This window comes from Ruegeria sp., from assembly GCF_965199275.1.
In the GTDB taxonomy this organism is placed as follows: Bacteria; Pseudomonadota; Alphaproteobacteria; order Rhodobacterales; family Rhodobacteraceae; genus Ruegeria.
This window is the reverse complement of record NZ_CBDAQX010000015.1, coordinates 1-26,418: the sequence shown is the minus strand read 5'-3', so window position 1 is coordinate 26,418 and position 26,418 is coordinate 1. Positions and strand designations below refer to the sequence as shown.

General features: G+C 58.9%; 25 protein-coding genes and 3 pseudogenes. 12 read left to right on the top strand and 16 right to left on the bottom strand.

Annotation, left to right across the window (positions count from 1 at the left end; genetic code table 11):
* Window positions 1–165: 165 nt before the first annotated feature.
* The 4 genes from leuD to leuC are packed head-to-tail and all read right to left on the bottom strand — an operon-like array spanning window position 166 to window position 2,808.
* On the bottom strand, window positions 166–771 hold the full coding sequence (gene leuD, locus ACOERD_RS11325) for a 3-isopropylmalate dehydratase small subunit (protein WP_419739093.1): 606 nt from the start codon (window positions 769–771) through the stop codon (window positions 166–168).
* A 42-nt stretch (window positions 772–813) separates the two neighbouring features.
* The gene (locus ACOERD_RS11320; protein ID WP_419739092.1) at window positions 814–996 is read right to left on the bottom strand and encodes a hypothetical protein; all 183 of its coding nucleotides are present in this window, start codon (window positions 994–996) and stop codon (window positions 814–816) included.
* Window positions 997–1,007: 11 nt separating this feature from the next.
* Window positions 1,008–1,367, bottom strand: coding sequence for an HdeD family acid-resistance protein (locus tag ACOERD_RS11315; RefSeq protein WP_419739091.1), 360 nt, complete (start codon window positions 1,365–1,367; stop codon window positions 1,008–1,010).
* 37 nt (window positions 1,368–1,404) lie between these two features.
* Window positions 1,405–2,808, bottom strand: coding sequence for a 3-isopropylmalate dehydratase large subunit (leuC, locus tag ACOERD_RS11310; protein ID WP_170379774.1), 1,404 nt, complete (start codon window positions 2,806–2,808; stop codon window positions 1,405–1,407).
* A gap of 381 nt (window positions 2,809–3,189) precedes the next feature.
* On the opposite strand from leuC, the gene rsfS reads away from it, so the two are divergent.
* From rsfS to ACOERD_RS11295, 3 genes are read left to right on the top strand one after another with little or no spacing between them, the layout of a single operon-like run.
* Complete coding sequence (gene rsfS / locus ACOERD_RS11305; protein ID WP_170379770.1) at window positions 3,190–3,549, top strand: ribosome silencing factor; 360 nt, start codon at window positions 3,190–3,192, stop codon at window positions 3,547–3,549.
* Window positions 3,550–3,593: 44 nt separating this feature from the next.
* Window positions 3,594–4,064: a 23S rRNA (pseudouridine(1915)-N(3))-methyltransferase RlmH gene (gene rlmH / locus ACOERD_RS11300; RefSeq protein ID WP_419739090.1), complete on the top strand. Its 471-nt coding sequence runs from the start codon at window positions 3,594–3,596 to the stop codon at window positions 4,062–4,064.
* Window positions 4,065–4,076: 12 nt separating this feature from the next.
* On the top strand, window positions 4,077–4,562 hold the full coding sequence (locus ACOERD_RS11295; protein ID WP_419739089.1) for a flavodoxin family protein: 486 nt from the start codon (window positions 4,077–4,079) through the stop codon (window positions 4,560–4,562).
* A 107-nt stretch (window positions 4,563–4,669) separates the two neighbouring features.
* On the opposite strand, the gene ACOERD_RS11290 is transcribed toward ACOERD_RS11295, so the two are convergent.
* The gene (locus tag ACOERD_RS11290) at window positions 4,670–5,017 is read right to left on the bottom strand and encodes a hypothetical protein (RefSeq protein WP_419739088.1); all 348 of its coding nucleotides are present in this window, start codon (window positions 5,015–5,017) and stop codon (window positions 4,670–4,672) included.
* A 35-nt stretch (window positions 5,018–5,052) separates the two neighbouring features.
* Window positions 5,053–5,763, bottom strand: a pseudogene (locus ACOERD_RS11285) (DUF599 domain-containing protein).
* Window positions 5,764–5,844: 81 nt separating this feature from the next.
* On the opposite strand from ACOERD_RS11285, the gene ACOERD_RS11280 reads away from it, so the two are divergent.
* The 4 genes from ACOERD_RS11280 to ACOERD_RS11265 all read left to right on the top strand — a co-directional run bounded on the left by ACOERD_RS11280 (window position 5,845) and on the right by ACOERD_RS11265 (window position 10,315).
* Entirely contained in the window at window positions 5,845–7,284 is a 1,440-nt protein-coding gene (locus tag ACOERD_RS11280) for an FAD-linked oxidase C-terminal domain-containing protein (RefSeq protein ID WP_419739087.1), read from the top strand.
* Between the two features lie 49 nt (window positions 7,285–7,333).
* Window positions 7,334–8,434, top strand: coding sequence for an FAD-binding protein (locus tag ACOERD_RS11275; RefSeq protein WP_419739086.1), 1,101 nt, complete (start codon window positions 7,334–7,336; stop codon window positions 8,432–8,434).
* 4 nt (window positions 8,435–8,438) lie between these two features.
* Window positions 8,439–9,758, top strand: a complete 1,320-nt coding sequence (gene glcF / locus ACOERD_RS11270) for a glycolate oxidase subunit GlcF (RefSeq protein WP_419739085.1) — start codon at window positions 8,439–8,441, stop codon at window positions 9,756–9,758.
* Between the two features lie 119 nt (window positions 9,759–9,877).
* The gene (locus ACOERD_RS11265; protein WP_419739084.1) at window positions 9,878–10,315 is read left to right on the top strand and encodes a trypsin-like serine peptidase; all 438 of its coding nucleotides are present in this window, start codon (window positions 9,878–9,880) and stop codon (window positions 10,313–10,315) included.
* On the opposite strand, the gene ACOERD_RS11260 is transcribed toward ACOERD_RS11265, so the two are convergent.
* Window positions 10,284–10,436 (bottom strand): hypothetical protein, encoded by a 153-nt coding sequence (locus tag ACOERD_RS11260; protein ID WP_419739083.1) that lies wholly within the window; start codon window positions 10,434–10,436, stop codon window positions 10,284–10,286. The genes ACOERD_RS11265 and ACOERD_RS11260 overlap by 32 nt on opposite strands.
* On the opposite strand from ACOERD_RS11260, the gene ACOERD_RS11255 reads away from it, so the two are divergent.
* The 4 genes and pseudogenes from ACOERD_RS11255 to ACOERD_RS11240 all read left to right on the top strand — a co-directional run.
* The gene (locus ACOERD_RS11255) at window positions 10,429–12,171 is read left to right on the top strand and encodes an IS1634 family transposase (protein ID WP_419737624.1); all 1,743 of its coding nucleotides are present in this window, start codon (window positions 10,429–10,431) and stop codon (window positions 12,169–12,171) included. The two genes, ACOERD_RS11260 and ACOERD_RS11255, sit on opposite strands and share 8 nt — an antisense overlap.
* A 209-nt stretch (window positions 12,172–12,380) precedes the next feature.
* Complete coding sequence (locus tag ACOERD_RS11250) at window positions 12,381–12,869, top strand: trypsin-like serine peptidase (protein ID WP_419739082.1); 489 nt, start codon at window positions 12,381–12,383, stop codon at window positions 12,867–12,869.
* The gene (locus ACOERD_RS11245; RefSeq protein ID WP_419739081.1) at window positions 12,866–13,681 is read left to right on the top strand and encodes a trypsin-like serine peptidase; all 816 of its coding nucleotides are present in this window, start codon (window positions 12,866–12,868) and stop codon (window positions 13,679–13,681) included. Before ACOERD_RS11250 ends, ACOERD_RS11245 begins: the two co-directional genes overlap by 4 nt.
* Before the next feature lie 126 nt (window positions 13,682–13,807).
* Window positions 13,808–14,164 (top strand): annotated as a pseudogene (locus tag ACOERD_RS11240) (Hsp20 family protein); the annotation flags it as partial.
* 194 nt (window positions 14,165–14,358) lie between these two features.
* On the opposite strand, the gene istB (ACOERD_RS11235) reads toward ACOERD_RS11240, so the two are convergent.
* Window positions 14,359–15,153, bottom strand: a complete 795-nt coding sequence (gene istB, locus ACOERD_RS11235) for an IS21-like element helper ATPase IstB (protein ID WP_419739080.1) — start codon at window positions 15,151–15,153, stop codon at window positions 14,359–14,361.
* Here istB (ACOERD_RS11235) and ACOERD_RS11230 point away from each other — a divergent pair.
* A complete protein-coding gene (locus ACOERD_RS11230) occupies window positions 15,146–16,888 on the top strand; it encodes an IS1634 family transposase (RefSeq protein ID WP_419737624.1) in 1,743 nt (580 codons plus the stop codon). The two genes, istB (ACOERD_RS11235) and ACOERD_RS11230, sit on opposite strands and share 8 nt — an antisense overlap.
* 134 nt (window positions 16,889–17,022) lie before the next feature.
* Here ACOERD_RS11230 and istB (ACOERD_RS11225) read toward each other — a convergent pair whose 3' ends face one another.
* From istB (ACOERD_RS11225) to ACOERD_RS11190, 8 genes and pseudogenes are all read right to left on the bottom strand, one after another.
* A complete protein-coding gene (gene istB / locus ACOERD_RS11225) occupies window positions 17,023–17,754 on the bottom strand; it encodes an IS21-like element helper ATPase IstB (protein ID WP_419737606.1) in 732 nt (243 codons plus the stop codon).
* On the bottom strand, window positions 17,741–19,249 hold the full coding sequence (gene istA, locus ACOERD_RS11220) for an IS21 family transposase (protein ID WP_419737605.1): 1,509 nt from the start codon (window positions 19,247–19,249) through the stop codon (window positions 17,741–17,743). Before istA ends, istB (ACOERD_RS11225) begins: the two co-directional genes overlap by 14 nt.
* A 250-nt stretch (window positions 19,250–19,499) precedes the next feature.
* Window positions 19,500–20,018 carry a L,D-transpeptidase family protein gene (locus tag ACOERD_RS11215; RefSeq protein ID WP_170380233.1) on the bottom strand — a complete coding sequence of 173 codons (519 nt, stop codon included), beginning with the start codon at window positions 20,016–20,018 and terminating at the stop codon, window positions 19,500–19,502.
* A 57-nt stretch (window positions 20,019–20,075) separates the two neighbouring features.
* The gene (locus ACOERD_RS11210) at window positions 20,076–20,861 is read right to left on the bottom strand and encodes an ion transporter (RefSeq protein ID WP_170550765.1); all 786 of its coding nucleotides are present in this window, start codon (window positions 20,859–20,861) and stop codon (window positions 20,076–20,078) included.
* A gap of 14 nt (window positions 20,862–20,875) precedes the next feature.
* A complete protein-coding gene (locus ACOERD_RS11205; RefSeq protein ID WP_419739079.1) occupies window positions 20,876–22,105 on the bottom strand; it encodes a class I SAM-dependent RNA methyltransferase in 1,230 nt (409 codons plus the stop codon).
* A 38-nt stretch (window positions 22,106–22,143) separates the two neighbouring features.
* On the bottom strand, window positions 22,144–23,976 hold the full coding sequence (locus tag ACOERD_RS11200) for an ABC transporter ATP-binding protein (RefSeq protein ID WP_419739078.1): 1,833 nt from the start codon (window positions 23,974–23,976) through the stop codon (window positions 22,144–22,146).
* On the bottom strand, window positions 23,973–25,811 hold the full coding sequence (locus ACOERD_RS11195; protein WP_419739077.1) for an ABC transporter ATP-binding protein: 1,839 nt from the start codon (window positions 25,809–25,811) through the stop codon (window positions 23,973–23,975). The genes ACOERD_RS11200 and ACOERD_RS11195 overlap by 4 nt, the downstream gene beginning before the upstream one ends.
* A gap of 192 nt (window positions 25,812–26,003) precedes the next feature.
* Window positions 26,004–26,418, bottom strand: a pseudogene (locus tag ACOERD_RS11190) (CCA tRNA nucleotidyltransferase); the annotation flags it as partial.

Below are 26,418 nucleotides of genomic sequence, written 5' to 3'. Positions count from 1 at the left end.
GATGGCGCAACTGGTGCGGGATTGCATCAATTTCGACGCAAATCCGACGTGTATCTCAATTTGAGACCTACATGTTGTGTTTTTCGGATTTTCACCCCCAAGAATGCGAACGGAGCCGCCTTAGCGACTCCGTTAGGTTGAGTATCAACAGATTCGTCCCCAGAATCACACCCAGGGGCGGGCCTGACCGGCGTGATCCTCGAACTTGTCGATGTGGTGGTCTTTTTCCATCGTCAGGCCGATATCGTCCAGACCGTTCAGCAGGCAGTGCTTGCGGTGTGGGTCGATGTCGAAGGTGATCTCAACACCGTCCGAGGTGGTGATCTTTTGATCTTCCAGATGCACGGTCATGCGGGCGTTTTCGCCCTTGTGCGCGTCATCCATCAGAACCGCGTGATGCTCTTCTTCGACCACGATGGGCAGGATGCCGTTCTTGAAGCAGTTGTTGAAGAAGATGTCGGCGAAGCTGGTCGAGATCACGACTTTGATGCCGAAATCCTTGATCGCCCAAGGTGCGTGTTCCCGCGACGAGCCGCAGCCGAAATTGTCTCCGGCCACCAGAATCTCGGCATCGCGATAGGCGGGTTTGTTCAGAACGAATTCTTCATTCTCCTGCCCATCATCGTGATAGCGCATCTCGTCAAACAGAACGACACCAAGGCCGGACCGTTTAATGGTCTTCAGGTGAACTTTGGGGATGATCATATCGGTGTCGATATTGATCAGCGGCATTGGGGCGGCCACCCCGTGGACTTTGTCAAACTTTTCCATGTCTACACTCCTGCGGGGTAGGGCCGCGCCCGTGCCTCGCGTTTAAGCTTCTTTCGCTTCAGTTGTTTCGTCTTTGGGTGCGTTCTTGACGAAGAACGCCATGAAGACCAATCCGAACCCGTTAAACAGCATCTCGATGCCCAGGAAGATCCCCAGAATGCTCAGCAGGGCCTGCGGTTGCTGCCCGACATAGCTCCAGATGATGCCTGCGAGGACGATCGACAAGATGCCTGAGATCATCGTGGGCCAAAAAACTGCGTTCCCTTCATCTGGAACGACAGAATGATCCGCGCGATGCCGCCTGCCATGAACAGGATCAGCATTACGTTCGCCAGCGTAAGCGTACCCTGCAACGGGTGATCCAGAAAGGACCAGCCCAGAAACAGCATGACCGCACCCATGATGAGTGACAGGATTTTGTTGCCAACGCCTTCAACTGTGAAGCCGCCAACAACCTGCAGCACGCCCGAGATCAGTAGCAACACGCCGGTTACCACCGTCACGGCGACAGATGCCACGACAGGTGCGCCCAGCACAAAGATACCGAACGCTATGGATAGGAGCCCCAGCAGGAGCCATTTGATCCAGTCACTCATTTGTTCAATCCCTCAAATATCTAGATATGAGGGGACCTTACATCAATTCACGGACGTCTGTCAGCCGTCCTGTGATTGCCGCGGCGGCAGCCATTGCCGGGCTCAGCAGGTGAGTCCTCCCACCACGCCCCTGACGACCTTCGAAATTGCGGTTCGAAGTCGCGGCACAACGCTCGCCCGGTTGCAGCTGGTCGGGATTCATCGCCAGACACATCGAGCATCCCGCCAGACGCCATTCGAAACCGGCCTCTTTGAAGATTTCGGCAAGGCCTTCTTCTTCGGCCTGAGCGCGGACAAGACCCGAACCGGGCACGACCATGGCGCGCATGCCGTCCTTGATCTTCTTGCCCTTCAGAATTTCCGCGGCGGCGCGCAGATCTTCGATACGACCGTTAGTGCAGGACCCGATAAAGACGGTGTCGACTTCGACATCGCTCAGCTTCTGACCGGCTTCCAGACCCATATATTCGATCGAACGGCGGGCCGCGTCGACTTTGCCGCCTTCAAAGTCCTCAGGGTGCGGGACGGTTGCTGTGATCGGCAGAACGTCTTCGGGGCTAGTGCCCCATGTGACGACCGGCGCAATATCTTCACCACGTAGCGTGATGACCTTGTCAAAATGCGCGCCTTCGTCGGTGTAGAGCGTTTTCCACCAGTCCAGCGCCGCTTCCCACTGAGCTCCTTTCGGAGCATGCGGGCGACCTTTGACATATTCAAACGTGGTTTCGTCCGGCGCGATCAGACCGGCACGCGCGCCACCTTCGATCGCCATGTTGCAGACGGTCATGCGACCTTCCATAGACAGATCGCGGATTGCTTCACCGCAATATTCGATGACATAGCCGGTTCCGCCAGCAGTGCCGGTCTCACCGATCACGGCCAGAGTGATATCCTTCGCGGTCACGCCCGGCTGCAATTTGCCGGTGATCTCGACCTTCATGTTCTTGGATTTCTTCTGGATCAGGGTCTGGGTGGCCAGTACGTGCTCAACCTCGGACGTACCAATGCCGTGGGCCAGTGCGCCAAACGCGCCATGGGTGGCGGTATGGCTGTCGCCGCAAACAACGGTCATGCCGGGAAGGGTCCAGCCTTGCTCGGGGCCGACAATGTGGACGATGCCCTGACGGACGTCATGCACCGGGTAGTAGTGAATGCCAAAGTCCTTGGCGTTCTTATCCAGTGCCTCGACCTGAATACGCGATTCGGGGTTTTCGATCCCGTTCACGCGGTCCGGTGTGGTCGGAACGTTGTGGTCCGGCACGGCGATGGTTTTTTCCGGCGCGCGTACCTTGCGGCCCGCCATACGCAGGCCTTCGAACGCCTGCGGGCTGGTTACTTCGTGAACCAGGTGGCGGTCGATATAAAGCAGGCAGGTACCATCATCGGCTTCATGCGCGACATGAGCATCCCAGATCTTGTCATAGAGTGTTTTGGGGGACATCGGTCCTCTCCCGTATGTAATGAGAAATAGCTGGCGAGGTGGCTTAGGCTGCCGATAGGCGGGCCAGAACCGTGCGGGCAGCCCCATAGAACCGTTCGCGTAACCGCGCGCGGTCTTCCAGATTCTGAAGTTGGGCTACATTGAGTCTCATATTCCGGTCAGATATAGACACTGGCCGAGTCTATCAAGGTCTTGTAAGGCCCCCAGATGCCATCAGGGCACATTCATGCGAGGCATCAGGCGTGCTTCATTGAAATGTCATGGGTCGCTTGCTACCTTGAATTTACCCTGCGCCGGGTTTTACGGCGCGCAGCAAAGGAGGACTATGTCCTGTCTCTACATACCCAGGCGGGTTTGCCCGCCGATGACGGGGCCAGTGTAATGGCCCACTCTCAGTCAATCAGCGACAAGCTGCTTGAGCGTATCCTTTCCTCACTTTCCGACGACAAGGCCGAAGACGTCGTGCAGATCAACCTGCAAGGTAAGTCTTCTGTTGCGGATCACATGGTGATTGCCTCGGGTCGGTCGACCCGTCAGGTCGCAGCCATGGCGGAAAAGCTGACAGATCGCATCAAGCAGGAATTCGGTTTCACCTCGAAGGTCGAAGGCAAGGATGCCGGCGACTGGGTGTTGATCGATACGGGCGACGTAATCGTCCATATCTTCCGCCCCGAAGTGCGTGAATTCTACCAGCTGGAAAAGATGTGGCAGCCTGCGGGCGGCAGCGCCTCAGCCAACTGAGGCGCCATCCCGGCCTATATTGAAGGGCCGGAGGCGAGAGAGATATGCGTATCAGCATAGTTGCGGTCGGGCGATTGCGCGCCGGACCCGAGAAGACCCTGCTTGACGACTACCTGACCCGTTTCGACCGGACCGGCCGTGGCCTGGGCCTTGGTCCTGCGCGGGTGATCGAGGTTGAAGACAAGAAAAACGCCGGCATGGGCGCCGAGGCCGGGTTGCTGCGCAAGGCGCTGCCCAAAGGCGCTTTGATCTGTACGCTGGATGAGCGCGGACGGCTGATGTCCTCACCGGATTTTGCCCAAAAGCTGGGGAATTGGCGCGATGCAGGCCGACAGGATCTGGCGCTGATCATCGGCGGAGCTGACGGAGTCGACCCGTCACTGCGCGCTGAGGCGGATTTTTCCATCTCATTCGGGTCCATGGTCTGGCCCCATATGCTGGTCCGTGTGATGCTGGCCGAGCAACTCTATCGGGCCGCAACCATCTTGTCGGGCGGCCCCTATCACCGGGTCTGAAACGGGTCTGACATGGCGCAGCTTCTGATTGTCTATCATTCGCGCACCAGCGGTGCTCGGCAAATGGCCGAAGCAGCGGCCGAGGCCGGTAGGGATGAGGCAGTTATCGTCCTGAAAACCGCAGATCAGGCCGGGCCCGACGATCTGCTGGCCGCGGACGGCTACATTTTCTGCGCCCCCGAAAACCTCGCCGCGATTTCGGGCCTGATGAAAGAGTTCTTCGATCGCAGCTATTATCCCGTTCTGGGCCGGATCGAAGGCCGCCCCTACGCCCAGATGATCTGCGCCGGGTCCGACGGAGAGAATGCCGCCCGCCAAACCGCCCGCATCGCCACCGGCTGGCGGTTGAAAGAAGTACAGCCGCCTTTGATCATTTGCACTCATGCACAATCGCCTGAGGCGATACTGGCTGAGAAGACAATCCCTGAAGACCAGCTGGATCAGTGCCGCGAGATCGGCGCGGCTATGGCGGCGGGGCTGAGCCTCGGGGTGTTCTAAAGCGTTTCGGGTTTTACCTGAATCATCAAGTGACATGAATGTCCCGAGAACGCTGAAAGCGTGGCAGGGTATTCGTGTCTCAAGTTTAACCCGAAACGCTATGATCCCTAGTTCAGGTCGATGATCGTGGTGTCTTCGCTCCAACCACCGACATTGTCGCGGGCTTGAATCTGCACCTGCGTGGTACCTTCGGGAATCGAGACGCCGCTCAGTGAGCGGGTGAAGGGCTGTTCGTCCACATGCGGGTGATGCAATACGCGCATACCAAGCTCGGCCCCGTCCATGTCCAGCACGCGCCAACCATCGGCGTAGTCATCCCATCCGGTATCCGGATGCCGGATCGTCACATCAAAACGCCACGAATCTCCGCTGCGGCTGGCCGAGACGCTCTCGATGGTCGGCGGATCGGCAAGAACGGGTGTGGCAAGGAAAGCGGTCAGAATCAGGTAGCGCATGGGCAGATCCTAAGGAATTGATTGCGAAATAGGGATCACGTCTTGGTGTCAGGTGGCAAGGTCAGAAGAACCGTTCGCGAATGTGATGCGAACTCACGCCGGTAAAGGACACCAAAGGTGATCACGGTGCCTATGATCAGCGCGATGGGGCCAAGGAACCACGCGAGCGAGGCAAGCGCGAAGTAGGTGGCTCTGAGCGCGCGGTTGAAGCTGCGGGCGGCGGTCACACAAATCTCGGCGGCTTGCGCGGCGCGCGGGTAGGCTTCCGGGTCTTCGGGATCATTCGGTACGGCGGCCATCAGAACGGCGCAGTAGCCAAACAAGCGATGCGCCCAAACATATTTTAGAAACGCGTTTGCCAGAAACAGGATCACGACGAGGATCTTGATCTCCCACACCAATGCAGGGGCGCTGCCAATGGCCAGATCGCTGGCAACGCCTGCCAGTTGCTCGGTATTGCCCAACAAGGCCAGCCCACCGCCAATTGCGATCATTGTGGTTGAGGCGAAGAAGGTGCTGCCCTGCCGCATGGCCGCAACAACTTACGCGTCGAACATGCGGGGCTGGCGGGTGACCATCTCGTGCATCCAACCGCGGCGGAAATCATCCATCATCATCGCAACGGACAGTTTGCTCGGCGATGGGTGTTCGATCTTCCAGCCGATCCCTTGCCAGGCCGCCAGCAAAAGCAGAACGGCGGCATAGTCCAGCGTCGAAAACATAAGCGCGCGATCAATCCAGGTCATGGCGCGACAGTAGGGTCAGATCATAAAACTTGCCAGACGGAGAAATTGGTAATATTATTTTACCAAATTGGAGGATCAGCCATGGAAATGCCCCAGCCAAATCCTGAAGTGCTTGCGCGAAAGCAGGCCGTTCTGGCGCGATTGCTGCAGGTTTTGCCTGAGGATGCGGTGATTCACGACCCGTCAGAGACTCGGGCCTATGAGTGTGATGCGCTGACCGCGTATCGTTGCCCGCCCATGCTGGCGGTGCTGCCATCGACCACGCAGGAGGTCTCGGACGTGCTGCGAATTTGCCATGACGAGGGCGTGCCGGTGGTCCCGCGCGGCTCGGGGACTTCGTTGGCCGGCGGGGCGCTGCCAACGGCGGATTGTGTGATCCTTGGCGTCGCGCGCATGAATGACGTGCTGGAGACCGACTATGACAACCGTTTCATCCGCGTTCAGACCGGCCGTACCAATCTCAGCGTGACCGGCGTAGTAGAAGAGGAGGATTTCTTCTACGCGCCCGACCCATCCTCCCAGTTGGCTTGCGCAATTGCGGGGAACATCGCGATGAATTCGGGCGGAGCGCATTGTCTGAAATACGGCGTGACAACCAACAACCTGTTGGGCGTGACCATGGTGATGATGGATGGCAGCGTGGTCGAGATCGGCGGCGCACATCTGGACTCCGGCGGGCTGGATCTATTGGGCGTGATCTGCGGCTCGGAAGGGCAGCTCGGCGTCGTGACCGAGGCGACGCTGCGCATCCTGCGCAAACCAGAAGGCGCGCGGCCTGTTCTGTTGGGGTTCGATGACAATGAGGTCGCCGGTCAGTGCGTATCGGACATCATCAAGTCGGGTATCTTGCCGGTCGCGATTGAGTTCATGGATACGCTCTGCATCAAGGCGTGTGAGAACTTCGCCCATGCCGGCTACCCCGATTGCCACGCACTGTTGATTGTCGAGGTTGAAGGCTCGGATGCCGAGATCGACTATCAGCTGTCGAAGATCGTCGAGATCGCGAAACGTCACAACCCGGTGGAACTGCGCGAAAGCCAGTCCGCTGAGGAAAGCGCCAAGATCTGGCTGGGTCGGAAATCGGCCTTTGGCGCGATGGGGCAGATGAACGACTACATGTGTCTGGACGGCACGATCCCGGTCTCGGCGCTGCCACAGGTTCTGCGCCGCATCGGCGAGTTGAGCGAGGACTATGGCCTGCCCGTCGGCAATGTTTTCCACGCAGGCGACGGCAATATGCACCCGCTGATCCTGTTTGATGCCAACAAGCCCGGTGATCTGGAGAAATGCGAGGCGTTTGGTGCCGATATCCTGAAGCTTTGCGTAGATGTGGGCGGCTGCCTGACCGGAGAGCACGGGGTGGGCATCGAGAAACGGGATCTGATGTCGCATCAATATAGCGCGGCCGATCTTGAAGCGCAGATGGCGGTGAAGGATGTGTTCGATCCGCAGTGGCTGTTGAATCCGGCCAAGGTGTTTCCGCTGGACGTGTCACAGGCGCGCCGGATGGCTGAGGAATAGGGGGCGCTGCCCCCGTCCCCCCGAGGTATTTTGGAACAGAAGAAGTGTCATGAGACCTGAGACAGAAACGGAGCTGGCCGAGATCGTGGCCGGGTTGCAGGGGCCGGTGCGAATTGCAGGTGGCGGGACGCGCGGGGTGGATGGTCCGGGGTCGGTTTTGAATGTGGATGGGTTGCGTGGGATATCCCTCTATGAACCCGGCGCGCTAACTTTGGTTGCGCAAGCGGGAACCCCGGTGGCTGAGATTGACGCCGCGCTGGAGGCCGAAGGTCAGCAACTGGCGTTCGAACCTGCGGACTATCGCGCGCTGCTCGGCGCCTCGGGTGAGCCGACGATTGGCGGGGTTGTTGCCGCCAACATCTCGGGGCCACGGCGGGTTCAGGCCGGGGCGTGTCGGGATTTTCTGCTGGGCGTGCGCTATGTCGATGGGCAAGCGCAGGTCGTGAAGAATGGCGGGCGGGTGATGAAGAATGTCACCGGCTATGATCTGGTCAAGCTGATGGCGGGCTCCTGGGGGACGCTGGGGGTGCTGACCGAAGTGTCTTTGAAAGTGTTGCCGAAACCCGAAGCGGTCGTGACCCTGGGCGTGCCGGTTGCCCATGCCTCGGGCGCGGTTGAGGTTCTGTCTGCCGCTTTGAGGTCACCTTATGAGGTGAGCGGGGCTGCCTTTGCCCCCGAAACAGGTCAGGCCTTGTTGCGGGTTGAGGGGTTTGCGGACTCGGTTGCGTATCGTGTTGGGCGATTGCAGGATGTGCTGTCCGGGTTCGGCGAGGTCGCCGTTGTTGAGGATTCAGATGCCACCTGGCGCGCGATCCGGGACGTGATCCCGTTCGCGGGGAAAGAGGGCGATGTCTGGCGTATCTCGGTCAAGCCCAGCGATGCGCCGGAAATCACTGCGCGGCTTGAGGCGAATAAACTCCTGCTCGATTGGGGTGGCGGTTTGATCTGGGCTTTGGTGGATGAGGGCACCGATGTTCGCGCGCGTCTTGGCGGTTTTCAGGGCCACGCCTCTATTGTGCGGGCGAAGGCCGAGACCGTTCAGGCGCTGGGCCGGTTCCAACCGGAACCCGCACCGGTTGCAGCCTTGAGCCAAGGTTTGCGGCAGCGGTTCGATCCAAAGGCCCTGTTTAATCCGGGATTGATGGGGTAGGCCGATGCAGACGACTTTCACCGAAGAACAGCTGCAGGACCCAGGCATTCAACGCGCGAACGAGATCCTGCGCAGTTGCGTCCATTGCGGGTTTTGCACCGCCACATGCCCCACCTATCAGGTGCTGGGCGATGAGTTGGACAGCCCGCGCGGCCGTATCTACCTGATCAAGGATATGCTTGAGAATGAGCGTGTACCGGACGAGAAGACGGTCAAACACATCGACCGGTGCCTGTCTTGTCTGGCCTGCATGACGACCTGCCCATCGGGCGTGCACTACATGCATCTGGTCGATCACGCCCGCGAGTATATTGAGAACAATTACAAGCGCCCATTGACCGATCGCGTGCTGCGCTGGGTTCTTGCGCAGATCTTGCCCTATCCGATGCGATTTCGCTGGGCCTTGATCGGGGCCAAGCTGGGCCGTCCGTTCCGGTTTCTGATGCCGGATGCGCGCTTGCGGGCGATGCTGGATATGGCGCCGAAACATATCCCTCCGGTCAGTCGCAATGACGACCCGCAGAGCTTTGCGCCCAAAATACCGCGCAAAAAGCGTGTGGCCTTGATGACCGGCTGTGCGCAAAAGGCTCTGAACACCGATATCAACGACGCCACGATCCGTCTGCTGACCCGGTTGGGGTGCGAGGTGGTGGTGGCCGAAGGGACCGGATGCTGCGGTGCGCTGACCCACCACATGGGCAAAAGCAAGCAGAGCCACGCGGCAGCGGCGGCCAATATTCGCGCTTGGGTGCGTGAAATGGATGGGGAGGGGCTGGACGCCATCGTCATTAACACCTCGGGCTGTGGGACGACGGTCAAGGACTATGGGCACATGTTCCGAAATGACCCTCTGGCACAGGACGCGGCACGGGTGTCGGCCCTTGCGATGGATGTCAGTGAGGTCCTGATGCAATTGGATCTGCCCGAGCAGTCGGATCAAGGGCTGACCGTGGCCTATCACGCGGCGTGTTCGCTGCAACACGGGCAGCAGATCAAGACCTACCCGAAGGAGCTGCTGAAAAGCGCTGGCTTCAAGGTTGTTGAACCCGCTGACAGCCATCTGTGTTGCGGCAGTGCGGGCACGTATAACTTGATGCAGCCCGAGATCTCGGGCCAGCTGAAACAGCGCAAGGTGCGCACGCTTGAGGCTAAAAAGCCCGACCTGATCGCTGCGGGGAATATCGGCTGCATGATGCAGATCGGATCGGGGACCGAGCTGCCGATCGTCCATACGGTCGAGTTGCTGGATTGGGCCACCGGAGGTCCGAAACCTCGTGGTTTGCAGACGGGCAGGGCGACTTCCGAGGTGCCTATTTTGCGCTAGGCAGCGATGATGCGCCTTGGCATCAGTTGAACAGGAAATTTCCGCCAACCCGACCTGCCCTATTTTCGCCTAACGCGGCCCGTAGAACAGTTGATCGGAACGGATAGCCGGAGAACCGCGTGCGCAACTGGATCAAGGCCATCGTGCTGAGTGTGCTGCCAATGGCCGCCTCGGCGCAGGATACCGGGCTGAAAAGCCTCGAGACGTCGGATTCCGGGCGGCAATGGATGGCCGTGGGGCGGCTGGATATTGATGGCACCGGGTTTTGCACCGGTGCGCTGATCTCGCCCACGCTGGTGCTGACCGCCGCGCATTGCCTGTTCGAAAAACACACCAAGAAGCGAATCGACCCGTCGCGGATCGAGTTTCTCGCGGGATGGCGACGCGGGAGCGCCTCGGCCTATCGTCCGGCACGGCAGGCGGTGATTCATCCGAAATATGTCTATAATGGCAGGGCGACCAGCGACCGTGTCCGCTATGATCTGGCGTTGATCGAACTCTGGCAGCCGGTTCGAAACACCACCGTTATTCCTCCTGACTTCCGACCTTTTTGTTGATCTGACTGGGTTTTTGGTTTGTTTTCAGGTGTGGTTGCTCAGAGGCGCGTTGTAGTGCCCCATTATTATAAAAAGTATTGACATGGGCCTTCAGATGGCTAACCTCTTCGCCCATGTTCATCCGCACCAAACATGACGCAAAGCTCAACCGCACACGGATCCAGATCGTTGAATCCGTCCGCACCGGCTCCAAGGTACGCCAGAAGATCCTGCGCCATGTGGGTGTGGCCCATAACGACAGCGAGATTGAGGATATCAAGCGTCTGGCGGGCCGCTTGATGGAGCAATTACGCATTGATCGCTCGCCGCAAATGGAACTGTTCACGCCCACGGAATATGCCGATCTGCAGGCGCTGGTGCGCCGCGCTCCGCGGCCGGACAAGCTTGGCGTTGATCTTGCCGAGTGCCGTGAGGAGGCGCGGGTCTCTCTGGGTCTGCGGGATGTCATGGGGACGATGTATGACCAACTGGGTTGGGGGGCCCTTCTGGGGGCGGCGCGTAAAAGTGCCAATCGCATTGTGAAAGAGCTGGTTATGGCGCGGATCGCACAGCCCGAGAGCAAGCGCGCGACCGTGGAGGCGTTGGAGAACCAGGCAGGCATCACGCTCAATCTGGACGTGGTCTATCGGAGCATGGATTACATCAATACGCCGGTGATAGACGGGATTTGCAAAACCTCTCACGCGGCGGCAGAGAAGTTGCTGGGCGGGCCAGTGACCGTGCTGTTCTACGATTGCACGACCCTGGCCTTTGACACCGAGCGCGAGGACCCGGCCGAGGATGCGGACGGGGTCGAGCAGGATCATCTTCTGGCCAAGGGCTTCAGCAAGGATGGCAAGCATCACCGCGCTCAGGTCATGCTGGCGCTGATCGTCACCTCCGATGGGCTGCCTGTGGGCTATGAACTCTTCCCGGGAAACACCTGGGAAGGTCATACGCTGGAAGCTGCGCTGAAGGCGTTGGAGGGACGCTTCGACGTGGCCAGGGTCACGTTCGTGGCCGATGCCGCCATGCTCAGCAAGGACAACCAGCAGATGTTGCAGAACAAGGGTCTGCCCTACATCCTCGGCTATCGCATGAAGTCCGCCCCGGCCGCCGTGAAGGCGAACATTTTGAGCCCGGAGGGACGCCAGCCTTGGGCTGGACACGGTTCTGAAGAGGCAACCGAGAAGGGCTGGTACAAGGTGATCGACCAGGAGGGAGCGCGGGTCATTGTGACCTGGTCACCCACCCGGGCACGCAATGATGCCCACAAGCGCGACAAGGCAATCGAAAAGCTGCACAAGAAGCTCAAGCGCTCTCGCAAACCCGGCAGCTTCAGCAGCCGGGGATATGGCCGCTTCCTGGCCTTCCCCGACAGCGGGGACGTCACGCTGGATGATGCAAAGATCAAGGCAGCGGCACAATGGGACGGGCTGCATGCCATTGTTGTTCATGGTGCGGACGAACTGGAGGCACAGGACGTCATTGCCCGCTATCACCAGTTGTGGGAGATCGAAGCCTGCTTCCGCACCAACAAGCACGATCTGAAAATCCGGCCCATCTATCACTGGTCGCCGCGTCGGGTCCGGGCCCATATCGCCATCTGCTACATGGCCTTCTGCTGCCTGCAGCACCTGCGCAAGCATCTGGACCTGCTCGGACACCCGATGAGCCCGGCTCGTATCCGCAACGAGTTGAACGCATTGCAGCTCTCGATCCTGCGCCACAAAGGCACCCCTGACCGCTACGGCATGCCAAGCCATGCCACGGTCGATGCCAGACGCATCCTCACCTGCGTCGGCCTGACCTGGAACGAAGCCCCTTTCAAGATACCCCCCGGGCGCACCCGAAAAACTGGCCAGACCAAAGCCTGAGCTCCCTCAACACTCCGAAACAATCGCTGGCGAAAAAAGTCCGTGTAGTGCCTTTTGGCAACCAAGGCATAATAATATCATGACTTATACGAAAAAATGTCGGAAGTCAGGAAAAACACACCAAGAAGCGAATCGACCCGTCGCGGATCGAGTTTCTCGCGGGATGGCGACGCGGGAGCGCCTCGGCCTATCGTCCGGCACGGCAGGCGGTGATTCATCCGAAATATGTCTATAATGGCAGGGCGACCAGCGACCGTGTCCGCTATGATCTGGCGTTGATCGAACTCTGGCAGCCGGTTCGAAACACCACCGTTATTCCTTTTGAGACCGGCGCACGCCCTGATCAAGGCGAGCAGGTGGGTGTGGTGTCTTACGCGCATGACCGGGCCGAGGCCCCGTCGCTGCAGCAGGTTTGCTCGGTTATGGCCGGGCATCGGGGCGTTTTGGTAATGTCCTGCGACGTCGATTTCGGGGCCTCGGGCGCGCCGATTTTCTCGCTGAGCGGTGAGCGTCCGCGTATCGTATCTGTGGTGTCGGCCAAAGCCGAGCTTAACGGGGAAAACGTGTCGCTGGGCACCGCGCTGGATGGATCGCTACAGCTGCTGCAGGCGGAACTGTCCAATGGAAATGGGTTTGGCCTGTCTTCTGGCAACACCGGGTCTGGCAAGAATGTCGGGGCAAGGTTTATCCGGCCATGATGCGCGTCTTTAGCCTTTTCATCTTGTGCGCCTCTATTGTGGCCACGGCAGCGCAGGCCCAAAGCAACAAACGCACGCTGACGGATCGCGATGACCTCTACGGGTGGGAGGCGATCGGCCGTCTGGATGTGGGCAAACGGTCTTTCTGTACGGGGACGCTGATTGCGCAGGATATGGTCCTGACAGCCGCCCATTGTGCCTTGGATAAACGCACCGGACAGGCCTATGAGCCGGGCGAGGTGACATTCCGTGCCGGGCTGAGCAATGGCGTTGCTCTGGCCGAGCGCAAGGTGGTTCAGATTGCCACGCTTCCAAGCTATGGGGCCAACGATCCTCTGTCGTCTCAGGGTGTACGCGAAGACGTGGCGCTGATGCGGCTGGATGAACCGATCCCCTATTCGATTGCCGACCCTTTTGTCCTGTATCAGGGGCCCGTCATCGGCTCCGAACTCAGTATCGCCTCTTACGGTCGAGGCCGGTCCGAGGCCATAACACGCGAAAAATCCTGTCGAATCCTGGATAGGCGAGACGGGCTGATCACCTTTGATTGCGATGTCACCTTTGGCTCATCAGGGTCGGCTGTTCTCACCAAAAACGGGTCGCGCTGGCAGATTTTGTCGGTTGTCTCTGCCATTGGCGAGAGTGGGGGGCGCAAGATCGGCTTTGGGATGGAGCTATCTCCGGTCGTCTCCGAACTCAAGGCGATCATGCGGCGCGATGCACCCCGGCCCGAAGCTAAGATCCGCAGATTGCAGGTGGGTTCGGGCAAGTCCGAGTCAGGCGCGAAATTCATCAGCTCGGGCGGGGGTTGAACTTACGCAAATCGTTACCCATGTGATTTGTATCGGATCGCCACAACGGGGTCCGGTATAACCCAACGCCCGTCCAGATCGGAGGGCTGAACATCGTAAATCGCTCTAGGATGAGGATAACGACACATGCGTAGTTTTGATTTTGCACCGCTGCACCGCGCCACCATTGGTTTCGACCAGATCGCCGACATGATGGACCGCGTTCTGACCAACGACGTGGCACAGCCCAGCTATCCCCCATACAACATCGAAAAAACCGACGCCGACACTTATCGGATTTCCGTCGCTGTCGCTGGTTTTTCCGAAGAAGACCTGTCCGTCGAAGTGAAGGAAAACGCACTTATCGTGGCAGGCAAGAAAGCCGCCGAGGACAAGGACCGCAGCTATCTGCACCGCGGGATCGCCACCCGTGCGTTTGAGCGCCGCTTTGCCCTGGCCGACCATGTCCGCGTGACAGGTGCCAGCCATGAGAACGGCATGCTTGTCAATCGGCATTGAATAATGACCCCCCATCGGCGTCCAAATTTGACCCCCCTTGGAGCTAAGAGGGGCGTTGAGGGGGTCGTGTTTAGGTTGATTCAGGAGGGGGTGGACAGCAGGTCAAACCGAAAAGAGAGCGTAGCTCGACTGAAGGTTTGACCTGCTGTCTGTTTTGAATTTATTCCCCGATTTCGAGGTTAGTCGCGGTGGTTAATTCGCCAGCTTTCGTTCCCGGTTTCGATGATATCGCAATGGTGTGTCAGTCGATCCAGGAGAGCAGTGGTCATTTTGGCATCTGTGAACACACTCGGCCATTCAGCAAATGCGAGGTTGGTTGTTAGCAGAATAGACGTTCGCTCGTACAGTTTGCTGATGAGATGGAAGAGTAATCGTCCACCAGACTCTGCGAACGGCAGATAACCGAGTTCGTCTATAATCACGAGGTCGACGCGGATCAGCTGCTCGCTGAGCCGCCCGGCGTTGCCTTCGCGATGTTCAGCCTCCAGCTTGTTCGCGAGATCCACAGCGCTGAAGAACCTGACCCGCCGGCGGTTATTGACCGCGTGGCCCCCGATCGCTGTTGCGAGATGCGTTTTGCCCGATCCGGTTCCACCGACCAGCACGCCATTCCTGGCCTGGTCCATAAAATCGCCGTCATGAAGATTGCGCACGACTTCCTCGTTGACGGGGCTGACCGTGAAGTCGAACTCAGGTAAGGACTTGCAGACCGGGAACTTTGCGGCACCCATCTGATACCGGATCGAGCGCGCAGTCTTTTCGGCCAGTTCGGCCGTGAGGAGTTCGGCCACGACCTGTTGGGGCCGCCAGTTGTTTTTGGCTGCGGCCTCCTGACTTCCGACCTTTTTGTTGATCTGACTGGGTTTTTGGTTTGTTTTCAGGTGTGGTTGCTCAGAGGCGCGTTGTAGTGCCCCATTATTATAAAAAGTATTGACATGGGCCTTCAGATGGCTAACCTCTTCGCCCATGTTCATCCGCACCAAACATGACGCAAAGCTCAACCGCACACGGATCCAGATCGTTGAATCCGTCCGCACCGGCTCCAAGGTACGCCAGAAGATCCTGCGCCATGTGGGTGTGGCCCATAACGACAGCGAGATTGAGGATATCAAGCGTCTGGCGGGCCGCTTGATGGAGCAATTACGCATTGATCGCTCGCCGCAAATGGAACTGTTCACGCCCACGGAATATGCCGATCTGCAGGCGCTGGTGCGCCGCGCTCCGCGGCCGGACAAGCTTGGCGTTGATCTTGCCGAGTGCCGTGAGGAGGCGCGGGTCTCTCTGGGTCTGCGGGATGTCATGGGGACGATGTATGACCAACTGGGTTGGGGGGCCCTTCTGGGGGCGGCGCGTAAAAGTGCCAATCGCATTGTGAAAGAGCTGGTTATGGCGCGGATCGCACAGCCCGAGAGCAAGCGCGCGACCGTGGAGGCGTTGGAGAACCAGGCAGGCATCACGCTCAATCTGGACGTGGTCTATCGGAGCATGGATTACATCAATACGCCGGTGATAGACGGGATTTGCAAAACCTCTCACGCGGCGGCAGAGAAGTTGCTGGGCGGGCCAGTGACCGTGCTGTTCTACGATTGCACGACCCTGGCCTTTGACACCGAGCGCGAGGACCCGGCCGAGGATGCGGACGGGGTCGAGCAGGATCATCTTCTGGCCAAGGGCTTCAGCAAGGATGGCAAGCATCACCGCGCTCAGGTCATGCTGGCGCTGATCGTCACCTCCGATGGGCTGCCTGTGGGCTATGAACTCTTCCCGGGAAACACCTGGGAAGGTCATACGCTGGAAGCTGCGCTGAAGGCGTTGGAGGGACGCTTCGACGTGGCCAGGGTCACGTTCGTGGCCGATGCCGCCATGCTCAGCAAGGACAACCAGCAGATGTTGCAGAACAAGGGTCTGCCCTACATCCTCGGCTATCGCATGAAGTCCGCCCCGGCCGCCGTGAAGGCGAACATTTTGAGCCCGGAGGGACGCCAGCCTTGGGCTGGACACGGTTCTGAAGAGGCAACCGAGAAGGGCTGGTACAAGGTGATCGACCAGGAGGGAGCGCGGGTCATTGTGACCTGGTCACCCACCCGGGCACGCAATGATGCCCACAAGCGCGACAAGGCAATCGAAAAGCTGCACAAGAAGCTCAAGCGCTCTCGCAAACCCGGCAGCTTCAGCAGCCGGGGATATGGCCGCTTCCTGGCCTTCCCCGACAGCGGGGACGTCACGCTGGATGATGCAAAGATCAAGGCAGCGGCACAATGGGACGGGCTGCATGCCATTGTTGTTCATGGTGCGGACGAACTGGAGGCACAGGACGTCATTGCCCGCTATCACCAGTTGTGGGAGATCGAAGCCTGCTTCCGCACCAACAAGCACGATCTGAAAATCCGGCCCATCTATCACTGGTCGCCGCGTCGGGTCCGGGCCCATATCGCCATCTGCTACATGGCCTTCTGCTGCCTGCAGCACCTGCGCAAGCATCTGGACCTGCTCGGACACCCGATGAGCCCGGCTCGTATCCGCAACGAGTTGAACGCATTGCAGCTCTCGATCCTGCGCCACAAAGGCACCCCTGACCGCTACGGCATGCCAAGCCATGCCACGGTCGATGCCAGACGCATCCTCACCTGCGTCGGCCTGACCTGGAACGAAGCCCCTTTCAAGATACCCCCCGGGCGCACCCGAAAAACTGGCCAGACCAAAGCCTGAGCTCCCTCAACACTCCGAAACAATCGCTGGCGAAAAAAGTCCGTGTAGTGCCTTTTGGCAACCAAGGCATAATAATATCAATGACTTATACGAAAAAATGTCGGAAGTCAGGAATTTATTCCCCGATTTCGAGGTTAGTCGCGGTGGTTAATTCGCCAGCTTTCGTTCCCGGTTTCGATGATATCGCAATGGTGTGTCAGTCGATCCAGGAGAGCAGTGGTCATTTTGGCATCTGTGAACACACTCGGCCATTCAGCAAATGCGAGGTTGGTTGTTAGCAGAATAGACGTTCGCTCGTACAGTTTGCTGATGAGATGGAAGAGTAATCGTCCACCAGACTCTGCGAACGGCAGATAACCGAGTTCGTCTATAATCACGAGGTCGACGCGGATCAGCTGCTCGCTGAGCCGCCCGGCGTTGCCTTCGCGATGTTCAGCCTCCAGCTTGTTCGCGAGATCCACAGCGCTGAAGAACCTGACCCGCCGGCGGTTATTGACCGCGTGGCCCCCGATCGCTGTTGCGAGATGCGTTTTGCCCGATCCGGTTCCACCGACCAGCACGCCATTCCTGGCCTGGTCCATAAAATCGCCGTCATGAAGATTGCGCACGACTTCCTCGTTGACGGGGCTGACCGTGAAGTCGAACTCAGGTAAGGACTTGCAGACCGGGAACTTTGCGGCACCCATCTGATACCGGATCGAGCGCGCAGTCTTTTCGGCCAGTTCGGCCGTGAGGAGTTCGGCCACGACCTGTTGGGGCCGCCAGTTGTTTTTGGCTGCGGCCTGCATCACTTCGTCAAAGCAGTTGACGATGCCTGGCAACTTCAGTTGACGGGCAAGTTCGAGAATTTCCTTACGCAGTTGCATGGGAGCCTCCAAGCCTGTCATAGCGAGCGCAATCCGCGATCGGTGCCATTTTCAGCTGCAGGTGGGCAGGCGGCTCAATCGCCTTTGGCGGCGGGGGATTGGTGCGCCGAGAGACAATGTTCAGGATCGCATCGGCCTTGCGCAGGCCAGATTTTAGAGCTTCTTCGCAGGCAGCCTCGACCACATCAATGTCGTGCTGGTAAGCAGCGAAAAGAATATCGGCAAGTTGCCGGTCTCCGTCGGATGTGCCCCGCAGATGGGTCCAGATCTGCGTCATTGCCGGTGGTAGGTCCCAGTCACGGAACGGTGCTCCATTGCGCAGAGCGCCAGGCTTGCGCTTGAGGACGGGCACATAGTGCCAAGGGTTGAAGATCGTTTTTCCTCGGCCGAAGCACCGTTCGTGCTCTCCGACAATCTCACCGTCTTGGCGCAGGACAATCCGCGTGGCGTAGACCTGCAACTGGACCTGACGTCCAACAGCTCTTGCCTCAACGCTGTATTTGTTTCTTTCGAAGTTGATCAGGCAGGTTCGGCTCACGGCGACCGTCTTTTCACGGAACCCGACGAAGGGCTTCTGCAGATGCGTCAGCAGCGGCTTTTCCTGCTGGAACTCCTCCCAGACCGTCACCTCCAGGTTTTCCGGATGCCGCAGTTCTTTTGCGCGTTTGATCGCGTCTTTTTGCAGCCGGGCATTCAATTCATCGAAGTCGGCCACCTCCAGACGCGGTGTAAAACTATAGGCGCGGCTCTCCTTGACCAGATTCTCAACCTGACCCTTCTCCCAACCGGCCGCGCGCGTACAGGCGATCGGGTTCACCAGATGATGAGAACACATCCGGGAGAATGCCTTGTTGAACTTTCTTTCCTTGCCCGACAGGATCGCATCGACGGCGGTCGTCATGTTATCGTAGATCCCGTTGATGCAGCCTCCACCAAAGAATTTGAAGGCCTCGTCGTGGGCATCAAAGACCATCTCCTGCGTCTCGCGCGGATAGGCAATGGAGAATGGCATGCGGCTATGGCAAAGTTTGAAATGGGCAACCTTCACGGTCGTGAGTGCACCGTCCATCAAAACCGTCTCCACACTCCAGTCGAACTGGTACGCCTCCCCAGGATCAAAGATCAGCGGGATGAACGCCTGCGCCTGTTGTCGGCCGTGCGCAATGCGCCAATTCTTTGTGTAGCGTCGAACACTGTCATACCCGCCGCCAAAACCATCATCGGAGAGTTCCTTCCAGATTTTGGTCATCCGCTTGCGGTGTTTCTTCGGAAGCGCCTCGTTCTCCTCAAGCGTTTCATCCAGACGCGCGCGCCAAGGCCCGAGCACCGGGTATGGCTGCGATTTGCGCTCATATTTGAACTCCGTCACTCCCGATCGGATTATCTTTCGAACCGTTGCACGGCTCAAATTGAGCGAACGGCAAATTTCCTTGATGCTCTTTTTTTCGATCAGGTGTAAGCGACGCACTTTTCTAATAGTTTCCACGCAAATCATCCCGCTTGCCTCTCCATCGACTGCTCAATGAAAAGGATGTCTACAACCATAGGGAGGGGTCAAATTTGGACGCCGATTTCCCCGCTTAGGGGGTCAAAATTGCACGCTTTTCTACAAACCCACCCTCGCCTGAAATCCGCGCTGCGGATACGCCCTATAGATTGGAAGAGATATACGACGCACAACTCGAGGCGCTGGCAGCGAAAGCCTACCAGCGCGACTATGCGAAATTCGGATTTGGGCCCTGGCGCTAGGGGCGCAGGGTGATCAGCGTACCTTTATTGACCATCGCATAGATCTCTTCGATCTCGTTATTCTTGACGGCGATGCAACCGGCGGTCCAGTCCGGGGTCTTCTTGGCGCGCTTCAGCTCGGACCGCAGACTGGGCTGACCGTGGATAAAGATATCACCACCCGGATCAACGCCCGCCGCCTTGGCCTGAGCTACATCCTGTGAGTTGGGATAGGAAATGCCCAAAGACAGATGATAGCGGCTTCTCGGGTTGCGCCGATCGATCAGATAGCTCCCCTCGGGCGTCCGACCATCACCACGCTTGGTTTTGGTACCATTGGGCGCAAAGCCCAGATCAACATCATATTCCCGCAAGACATGCTCATGATGCAAAAGGTACATCTTGCGCGCGCTCTTGTTGACGACCAGCGAGGTCACCTCGGGTCCATCATATGTCAGAAATCTGGGTCCGGCTGAGGCACAAGCCGAAAGGCTCAGCGTTGCCATTGCACCCAATCCAAATGCTCGACGATCCATGATTCACTGCCTGCTGCTTTTTTTTGGGTATTATGCCAAAAACTGAAAAAACTGAAATCACTTTTTGATGTTTGATTGCTCAATTAGTCGGCGTTCTATGGCTTCCAGCCGCTCTAGCACCTCATCTCGGTAGGCATCGGTCTTCACTTCGTCCTCGGCGTGGTGCGCATCCTGCATCGAATTCACGATCAGACCGACCAGCAAGTTTACAACCGCGAAGGTGGTGACCATGATGAAGGGCACAAAGAAAAGCCAGGCGTAGGGGTAAACCTCCATCACCGGGCGCACGATGCCCATGGACCAGCTTTCCAGCGTCATGATCTGGAACAAAGTATAGGCCGACAAGCCCAGATCACCGAACCAAGCCGGGAAGGAATAAGAGAACAGCTTGGTCGAGATCACCGCGCCGATATAGAACAGGATCGCCATCAGTAGAAACACGCTGGCCATGCCCGGAAGGGCCGAGATAAAGCCTTCGACCACCCGGCGCAGGCGCGGTGCAACCGAGATCACGCGCAAGACCCGCAGGATTCGCAGGGCCCGCAGCACCGACAGACCGCCCGCGCTTGGGACCAGAGCGATGCCAACGATCGTGAAATCGAACAGGTTCCAGCCGCTCTTGAAGAAGTTGCGGCCTGAGACGATCAGCTTCATCGCGATCTCAACCACGAAAACCGCAAGGCACAGTTTATCGAGAATGACGATCAGCGGCCCCGCCGCGTCCATCAGCGTCGGTGAGGTCTCCATCCCCAGCAGAATCGCGTTGAAAATGATCACAGCCGTGATGAACTGCCCGAAGAGGGGGGCTTCGATGATGCTCTGCAAGCGCTGTTTGAACGCCATGGGTTGCTGTCTCCTTAACGTGCGGGGTTCAGCACAAACCGCGCGGCCAGTTCCGTATGGGATGACCACCGAAATTGGTCAACGACCTGCACCCATTCAAGGGCGTAGCCTGCATCAACCAGCGTTTTTGCATCCCGCGCAAAGGTAATGGGGTTGCACGAGACATAGGCGATCACTGGGGGCTGCGCCTGCGCAAGTTCTGCGACCTGCGCTTCGGCCCCCGCACGCGGCGGGTCAAGGACCACGGCATCAAAGCCCTTGAACTCATCCGACATCAGCGGGCGCCGGAACAGATCACGGGCCTCACAGGTGACGCGTTTCAGCCCCGAGGCTTTGCGCCATCCCTGATCAAGTGCCTGCGTCATCGCAGATTCGCCTTCCACCGCGTGAACTTCAGCCTCTTGCGCGAGCGGGAGAGAGAAGGTTCCACTCCCGGCAAACAAGTCCACAACCCGCTTTGCACCTTGCGTTGCTTCCAAAACAGCCCGTGTTAGAGCCTGTTCTCCGTCCTTTGTGGCCTGCAGAAAGGCCCCCGGTGGCGGGATGACCCCGGCGATTCCAAAGCGCTGGACAGGCGGTTGCCGCATCGCGATCACCTCACCATCCCAGCTGAGGCGCGCCAGCCCCTGTTTCTCGGTCGCTTGTGCCAAGGCCAGCTCCAGCGGGCCGTCCAGAGGCTTGCCCCCTGACACCGCGATATCCAAACCACCCTCGGACAACGTCAGCGTAACCGCCAGTACACCTTTGCGGCTGCCACCCAGAAGCGCCAGCGCCTCGGCAACCGGGATCGCGGCGATCAGGGCCGGGTCCAGAAGATGGCAATCCGGGATTTCGGTGATCGTGTCGGATGCGCGGCCATGAAATCCGGCCAGCGTGCCTTTCTTCGTCCGCCGCACCGCAATCGTTGCCCGCCGACGAGACCGCTCGGGCGAGGTATGGATTGGCCGCATCGGGGCCTTGAGGCCTTGTGCCGACAGCGCTGCGCGCACGATTTCCACTTTCCAATCCGCTACAAAGGCGTCCGAGGCGTGCTGCAGCTGGCAGCCTCCGCACGCTTTGTAGTGGCGGCACGGGGCTTTAACCCGTTGATCTGACGGGGTTTCCACCCTCATGTCTTCCAGTAGCTGGCCGACCAGAGTTCCGCTGACCACTTCGCCCGGCAAAGTCCGAGGGATATAGACGGGGCCGTCTGCGATGCCGTCGCCCTGATGACCAAGGCGACTTATGGTGAATTGCTGCGTCATGGGGGCCTGATAGCCGGGCTTTGCCTGCAACAAAACCCTTATTCTGCGGCCTCGGCCTGAATGAAACCACCCGACTGGCGATGCCAGAACCGCGCATACAGCCCGCCCTGATCCAAAAGCGCCTCATGCGTGCCGGCCTCAACAATCCGCCCCTGATCCAGCACCACGATCCGGTCCATCTCGCTGAGGGTCGACAGGCGATGCGCGATGGCCAGCACGGTTTTACCCTCCATCACCCGGTGCAGCGCAGTTTGGATCGAGGCCTCGACCTCGGAATCGAGCGCCGAGGTCGCCTCGTCCAGCACAAGGATAGGCGCGTCCTTCAGAATGGCACGGGCCAGGGCGATCCGCTGCCGTTGTCCACCGCTGAGTTTCACGCCTCGCTCACCCAAGTGCGCGTCGTAGCCCTTCCGGCCTTGCGCGTCTTCGAGGCTCAGGATGAACTCATGCGCTTCGGCCTTCTCGGCGGCCTCGATCATCTCGGCCTCGGACGCATCAGGGCGGCCATACAGAATGTTCTCACGCGCCGAGCGGTTGAACATGGCGGTTTCCTGCGTGACCATCCCGATCTGACGGCGCAGGCTGTCTTGCGTCACTTGCGACACATCCTGCCCATCAATCAAAATCGCGCCTTTTTCCCCGTCATAGAGCCGCAACAACAGCGAAACGAGGGTGGATTTGCCCGCCCCTGACGCCCCAACGATGCCCAGTTTTTCGCCCGGCGCGATCGTCAGGTTCAGATCAGAAACGCCGCCTATATCCCGGCCATAGGCAAAGCTGACCGTCTGAAAGGCGATGCTGCCCTGAGAAATAGCAAGGTCCCTGGCTGCTGCGGCATCCTCAACCCGGTCCCGCTTGGCCAGCGTTTTCATGCCGTTTTCGATCTCGCCAACATTGGCGTATAGCCCCATGAGCGTGAAGCTAACCCAGCCCGTCATCTGGGAAATGCGGATCGCAACTGCACCCGCCGCCACGATGTCTCCGGCCGTTGCCATGCCCAGTTGCCAAAGCCAAAGCGTTGCACCCAGTAGCATCACGGGCAGGAATCCTGCCAGAACCATGAGGATGAACCGGAACGTGGCAGAGAGTTTGCCGAAATCCAGAGATCTTTCGCGCAGGTCGACCATCGCGTTTCGCGCTGTCTGATCTTCGAACGCGGAGTGTGCAAACAGTTTGACGGTCTTGATATTGGTGATGGTATCCACCACCTGCCCCGACACCATGGCCCGCGCACCGGCCCGAGCGGCCGAGCGTTTGCGGATGCGAGGAAGATACCAGCGGACTAGCATGAAGTAGACCACCAGCCAACCGGCAAAGGGCAGCATCACCAATGGATGAATCGACCCTAACAAAAGCAAAGATCCCACAAGGGAAGCTAACGCAAAGACAATCGCACTGATCGTTTCAGATACGACCGAGGCCATCGCATTCGAGGTTTGCATCTGTTTCTGGGCAATCCGACCGGCAAAATCGTCGTCGAAATAGGTGACTGACTGACCCAGTGTCCAACGGTTCAGCTTGGCCAGAACCAAGGGCGGGATGTTCGGCATGACGATGTAGTTGTTCGACACCGAGGACAGGCCGAACAGGATTGGGCGGATCACCATGAAGAACGCTGCCGCGCCGACAATCATCCAGATATTCTCAGCGGCCAGAAAACGCTCGGACCCGCCCGAGGTGGCGACGTCGATCACTCGGCCCAGAATCCAGGCGGTGGCCGCCTCCATCGCGCCAGCGATCGCCGAGAACGCCGCCGCGACAAACAGCATGGGCCAGGCGCCTGACAGACTCCAGCGAATGAACGCCCCCAGCGTTTGCGGTGGGGGCGTCTCGATGTTCTTGAACGGGTTGATGAGGTCGGCAACCCTCATTCAGCGGCCTCCGGATTCATGAAGCCGCCAGATTGCCGCGCCCAGAACTGCGCGTAAAGGCCACCCTGCGCCAAAAGATCGGCATGCGCGCCCTCTTCCACGATCCGGCCCGCATCCATCACCAGAATACGGTCCATCTGAGCGATTGTGCTGAGCCTGTGGGCAATGGCGATCACTGTTTTTCCTTGCATCATACCGTAGAGAGTTTCCTGAATGGACGCCTCAACCTCGGAATCTAGGGCGGATGTCGCCTCATCCAACAGCAAAATCGGCGCGTCTTTCAGAATGACCCGCGCCAGCGTCACCCGCTGCCGCTGACCCCCTGATAGCTTCACACCACGCTCGCCCACATGCGCGTCATACCCGGTTCTGCCCTGAGGGTCCTGCAGGTCGAGGATGAACTCATGCGCCTCGGCTTGTTTGGCGGCGGCAATCATCTGATCCTCGGTCGCGTCCGGACGGCCATAGAGGATATTGTCGCGGACTGACCGATGCAGCAAGGCGCTGTCTTGCTGGACCATGCCGATACGGCTGCGCAAACTGTCCTGCGTGACCTGCGCGATGTTCTGATCGTCGATCAGGATTGCGCCGCGCTCAACGTCGTAAAACCGCAAAAGAAGCTTTACTAGGGTCGATTTTCCAGCCCCGGAGCGCCCGATCAGGCCAATCTTCTCACCCGGTTGAATGGTCAGATTGATATGGTCCAAACCTCCGGCCTCGCGGCCATAATGGTGCGACAGATCGTTGATTTCGATCTTGCCCTTGCTCAGCTGCAATGGCTTCGCCGTCGGCGCATCCAGCAAGTCGATGGGCTGGGCAATTGTTTCCATCCCCTCAGCTACGATCCCAAGCTGGCGGAAGAAGCTGGTCAGCGCCCACATGATCCACCCGGTCATCGCGTTCAGGCGCAGGGTCAAGGCCGTCGCCGCAGCAACAACACCAACCGAAGCCGTGCCTTGCATCCACAGGGAAATCGCCCATCCCACGACGCCCACGATCAGCAGGCCGTTCAGAGTGACGAGAACCGCGTCCATGATGGTGAAAATCCGCATTTCGATCTGGAAGGTGCGGCGCGTTTCTTCAATGGCTTCGCGGGCATAGTCCAATTCTTGCCGACCATGGGCGAACATCTTGACCGAGTGGATATTGGTGTAGCTTTCCACCACACGCCCCGTCACGGTCGAGCGCGCATCGGATGCCGCCTTGGACGCCGGGCCAACACGTTGAATCGTCCAGCGAACCAAGAGTGCATACAACGCGAACCAGATCAGCAGCGGGATCAACAATCGCGGGTCCGCTGCATAAAGCAAAATCGCCGCGCCGATCAGATAAGCCAGCGAGAACGAAATCGCGTCAAAGACCTGGAACACCACCTCGCCGGCAGCAGGAGGGGTCTGCATGATCCGGTTGGCAATCCGTCCGGCAAAGTCATTCTCGAACCAGCCAACCGACTGGCGCAAAACATGTTTATGCGCCCGCCAGCGGATCAGCGTGCCAAAATTCGGCAGGATCGTATTGTTGAGCAGCAGAACGTCGATCAAATGCAGCAACGGACGCAGCAGCAGGACAAACGCAGCCATCAGCAACAGCTCTGTCCCGTGGTTCTGCCAGACCTCGGCCGGAGTGCCGCCCAGCAGGTCAACCACGCGGCCCATATAGGCGATCAACCCGATCTCAACCCCGGCAACGATGATCGAGATCAGCGCCGCCCAGGCAAACACCTGATAGAAGGGCCGCGAATAGTCCAGCATGAACGGCCACAGTTTAGTTGGTGGCGCGTCGGCTTCTTTATAGGGGCCAAAAGGGTCAACGAGGTTTTCGAAATAGCGAAACATAGAGGAGTGCTCCGATTGAGCAGAAAATTAGACATGCGAAGAAGAATGGCGCCTGAACACCACCCTATACGGGGTAAGCGTCCCGGCTTTAGCCGAACCAGATCCCATAATACATTCGCAGTCCTCCATCTATTTGACAGGCGCACGTAAGCACAAACGTTCTGATTTGTCATCCCCTTTTGAGACTTCACGCTACCCGGCCAGCAAATCCTCGCGCGTTAGGGTAAAGCCGGATGCGATCCAGCTGGCCTCAAGATCGGCCAGTTTCTTGCCCAGCGCAGGGCCAGAAAAGCTGGGGATGAGATCCGTCGCCTTGATCGGGAACTGCGCGGCGGCCCCGGAATGCAGCGCTATCCGCAGATCCTCTGACCAGGGGCGCTCCAGAAGCGCGCATCGCAGTAATGTTTCGTGCAAGCCGCCCTCGTCGCCATAACGGTAGCCCAGTTCAGCAACGCTGGTCGAGGCCTGCGCCTCCTCCCGCATCCGGGTCAGACGTTGCAGTTGGTTGCGGCTCAGGCGCAGCGTCTCCGCGTCCTCGGGCGTAGCAATGGCGGCCAACCGGCGCACTGCGTCCGGTTCGGCACCTGCGGCCTGCTCGGCCCCGACC

Excerpts from the sequence above, each read along its gene's own strand:
- leuD (WP_419739093.1), bottom strand. The coding sequence starts at position 771 with ATGGAAAAGTTTGACAAAGTCCACGGGGTGGCCGCCCCAATGCCGCTG.
- ACOERD_RS11315 (WP_419739091.1), bottom strand. The coding sequence starts at position 1,367 with ATGAGTGACTGGATCAAATGGCTCCTGCTGGGGCTCCTATCCATAGCG.
- leuC (WP_170379774.1), bottom strand. The coding sequence starts at position 2,808 with ATGTCCCCCAAAACACTCTATGACAAGATCTGGGATGCTCATGTCGCG.
- rsfS (WP_170379770.1), top strand. The coding sequence starts at position 3,190 with ATGGCCCACTCTCAGTCAATCAGCGACAAGCTGCTTGAGCGTATCCTT.
- rlmH (WP_419739090.1), top strand. The coding sequence starts at position 3,594 with ATGCGTATCAGCATAGTTGCGGTCGGGCGATTGCGCGCCGGACCCGAG.
- ACOERD_RS11295 (WP_419739089.1), top strand. The coding sequence starts at position 4,077 with ATGGCGCAGCTTCTGATTGTCTATCATTCGCGCACCAGCGGTGCTCGG.
- ACOERD_RS11290 (WP_419739088.1), bottom strand. The coding sequence starts at position 5,017 with ATGCGCTACCTGATTCTGACCGCTTTCCTTGCCACACCCGTTCTTGCC.
- ACOERD_RS11280 (WP_419739087.1), top strand. The coding sequence starts at position 5,845 with ATGGAAATGCCCCAGCCAAATCCTGAAGTGCTTGCGCGAAAGCAGGCC.
- ACOERD_RS11275 (WP_419739086.1), top strand. The coding sequence starts at position 7,334 with ATGAGACCTGAGACAGAAACGGAGCTGGCCGAGATCGTGGCCGGGTTG.
- glcF (WP_419739085.1), top strand. The coding sequence starts at position 8,439 with ATGCAGACGACTTTCACCGAAGAACAGCTGCAGGACCCAGGCATTCAA.
- ACOERD_RS11255 (WP_419737624.1), top strand. The coding sequence starts at position 10,429 with ATGTTCATCCGCACCAAACATGACGCAAAGCTCAACCGCACACGGATC.
- ACOERD_RS11260 (WP_419739083.1), bottom strand. The coding sequence starts at position 10,436 with ATGAACATGGGCGAAGAGGTTAGCCATCTGAAGGCCCATGTCAATACT.
- ACOERD_RS11245 (WP_419739081.1), top strand. The coding sequence starts at position 12,866 with ATGATGCGCGTCTTTAGCCTTTTCATCTTGTGCGCCTCTATTGTGGCC.
- ACOERD_RS11230 (WP_419737624.1), top strand. The coding sequence starts at position 15,146 with ATGTTCATCCGCACCAAACATGACGCAAAGCTCAACCGCACACGGATC.
- istB (WP_419739080.1), bottom strand. The coding sequence starts at position 15,153 with ATGAACATGGGCGAAGAGGTTAGCCATCTGAAGGCCCATGTCAATACT.
- istB (WP_419737606.1), bottom strand. The coding sequence starts at position 17,754 with ATGCAACTGCGTAAGGAAATTCTCGAACTTGCCCGTCAACTGAAGTTG.
- istA (WP_419737605.1), bottom strand. The coding sequence starts at position 19,249 with ATGATTTGCGTGGAAACTATTAGAAAAGTGCGTCGCTTACACCTGATC.
- ACOERD_RS11215 (WP_170380233.1), bottom strand. The coding sequence starts at position 20,018 with ATGGATCGTCGAGCATTTGGATTGGGTGCAATGGCAACGCTGAGCCTT.
- ACOERD_RS11210 (WP_170550765.1), bottom strand. The coding sequence starts at position 20,861 with ATGGCGTTCAAACAGCGCTTGCAGAGCATCATCGAAGCCCCCCTCTTC.
- ACOERD_RS11205 (WP_419739079.1), bottom strand. The coding sequence starts at position 22,105 with ATGACGCAGCAATTCACCATAAGTCGCCTTGGTCATCAGGGCGACGGC.
- ACOERD_RS11200 (WP_419739078.1), bottom strand. The coding sequence starts at position 23,976 with ATGAGGGTTGCCGACCTCATCAACCCGTTCAAGAACATCGAGACGCCC.
- ACOERD_RS11195 (WP_419739077.1), bottom strand. The coding sequence starts at position 25,811 with ATGTTTCGCTATTTCGAAAACCTCGTTGACCCTTTTGGCCCCTATAAA.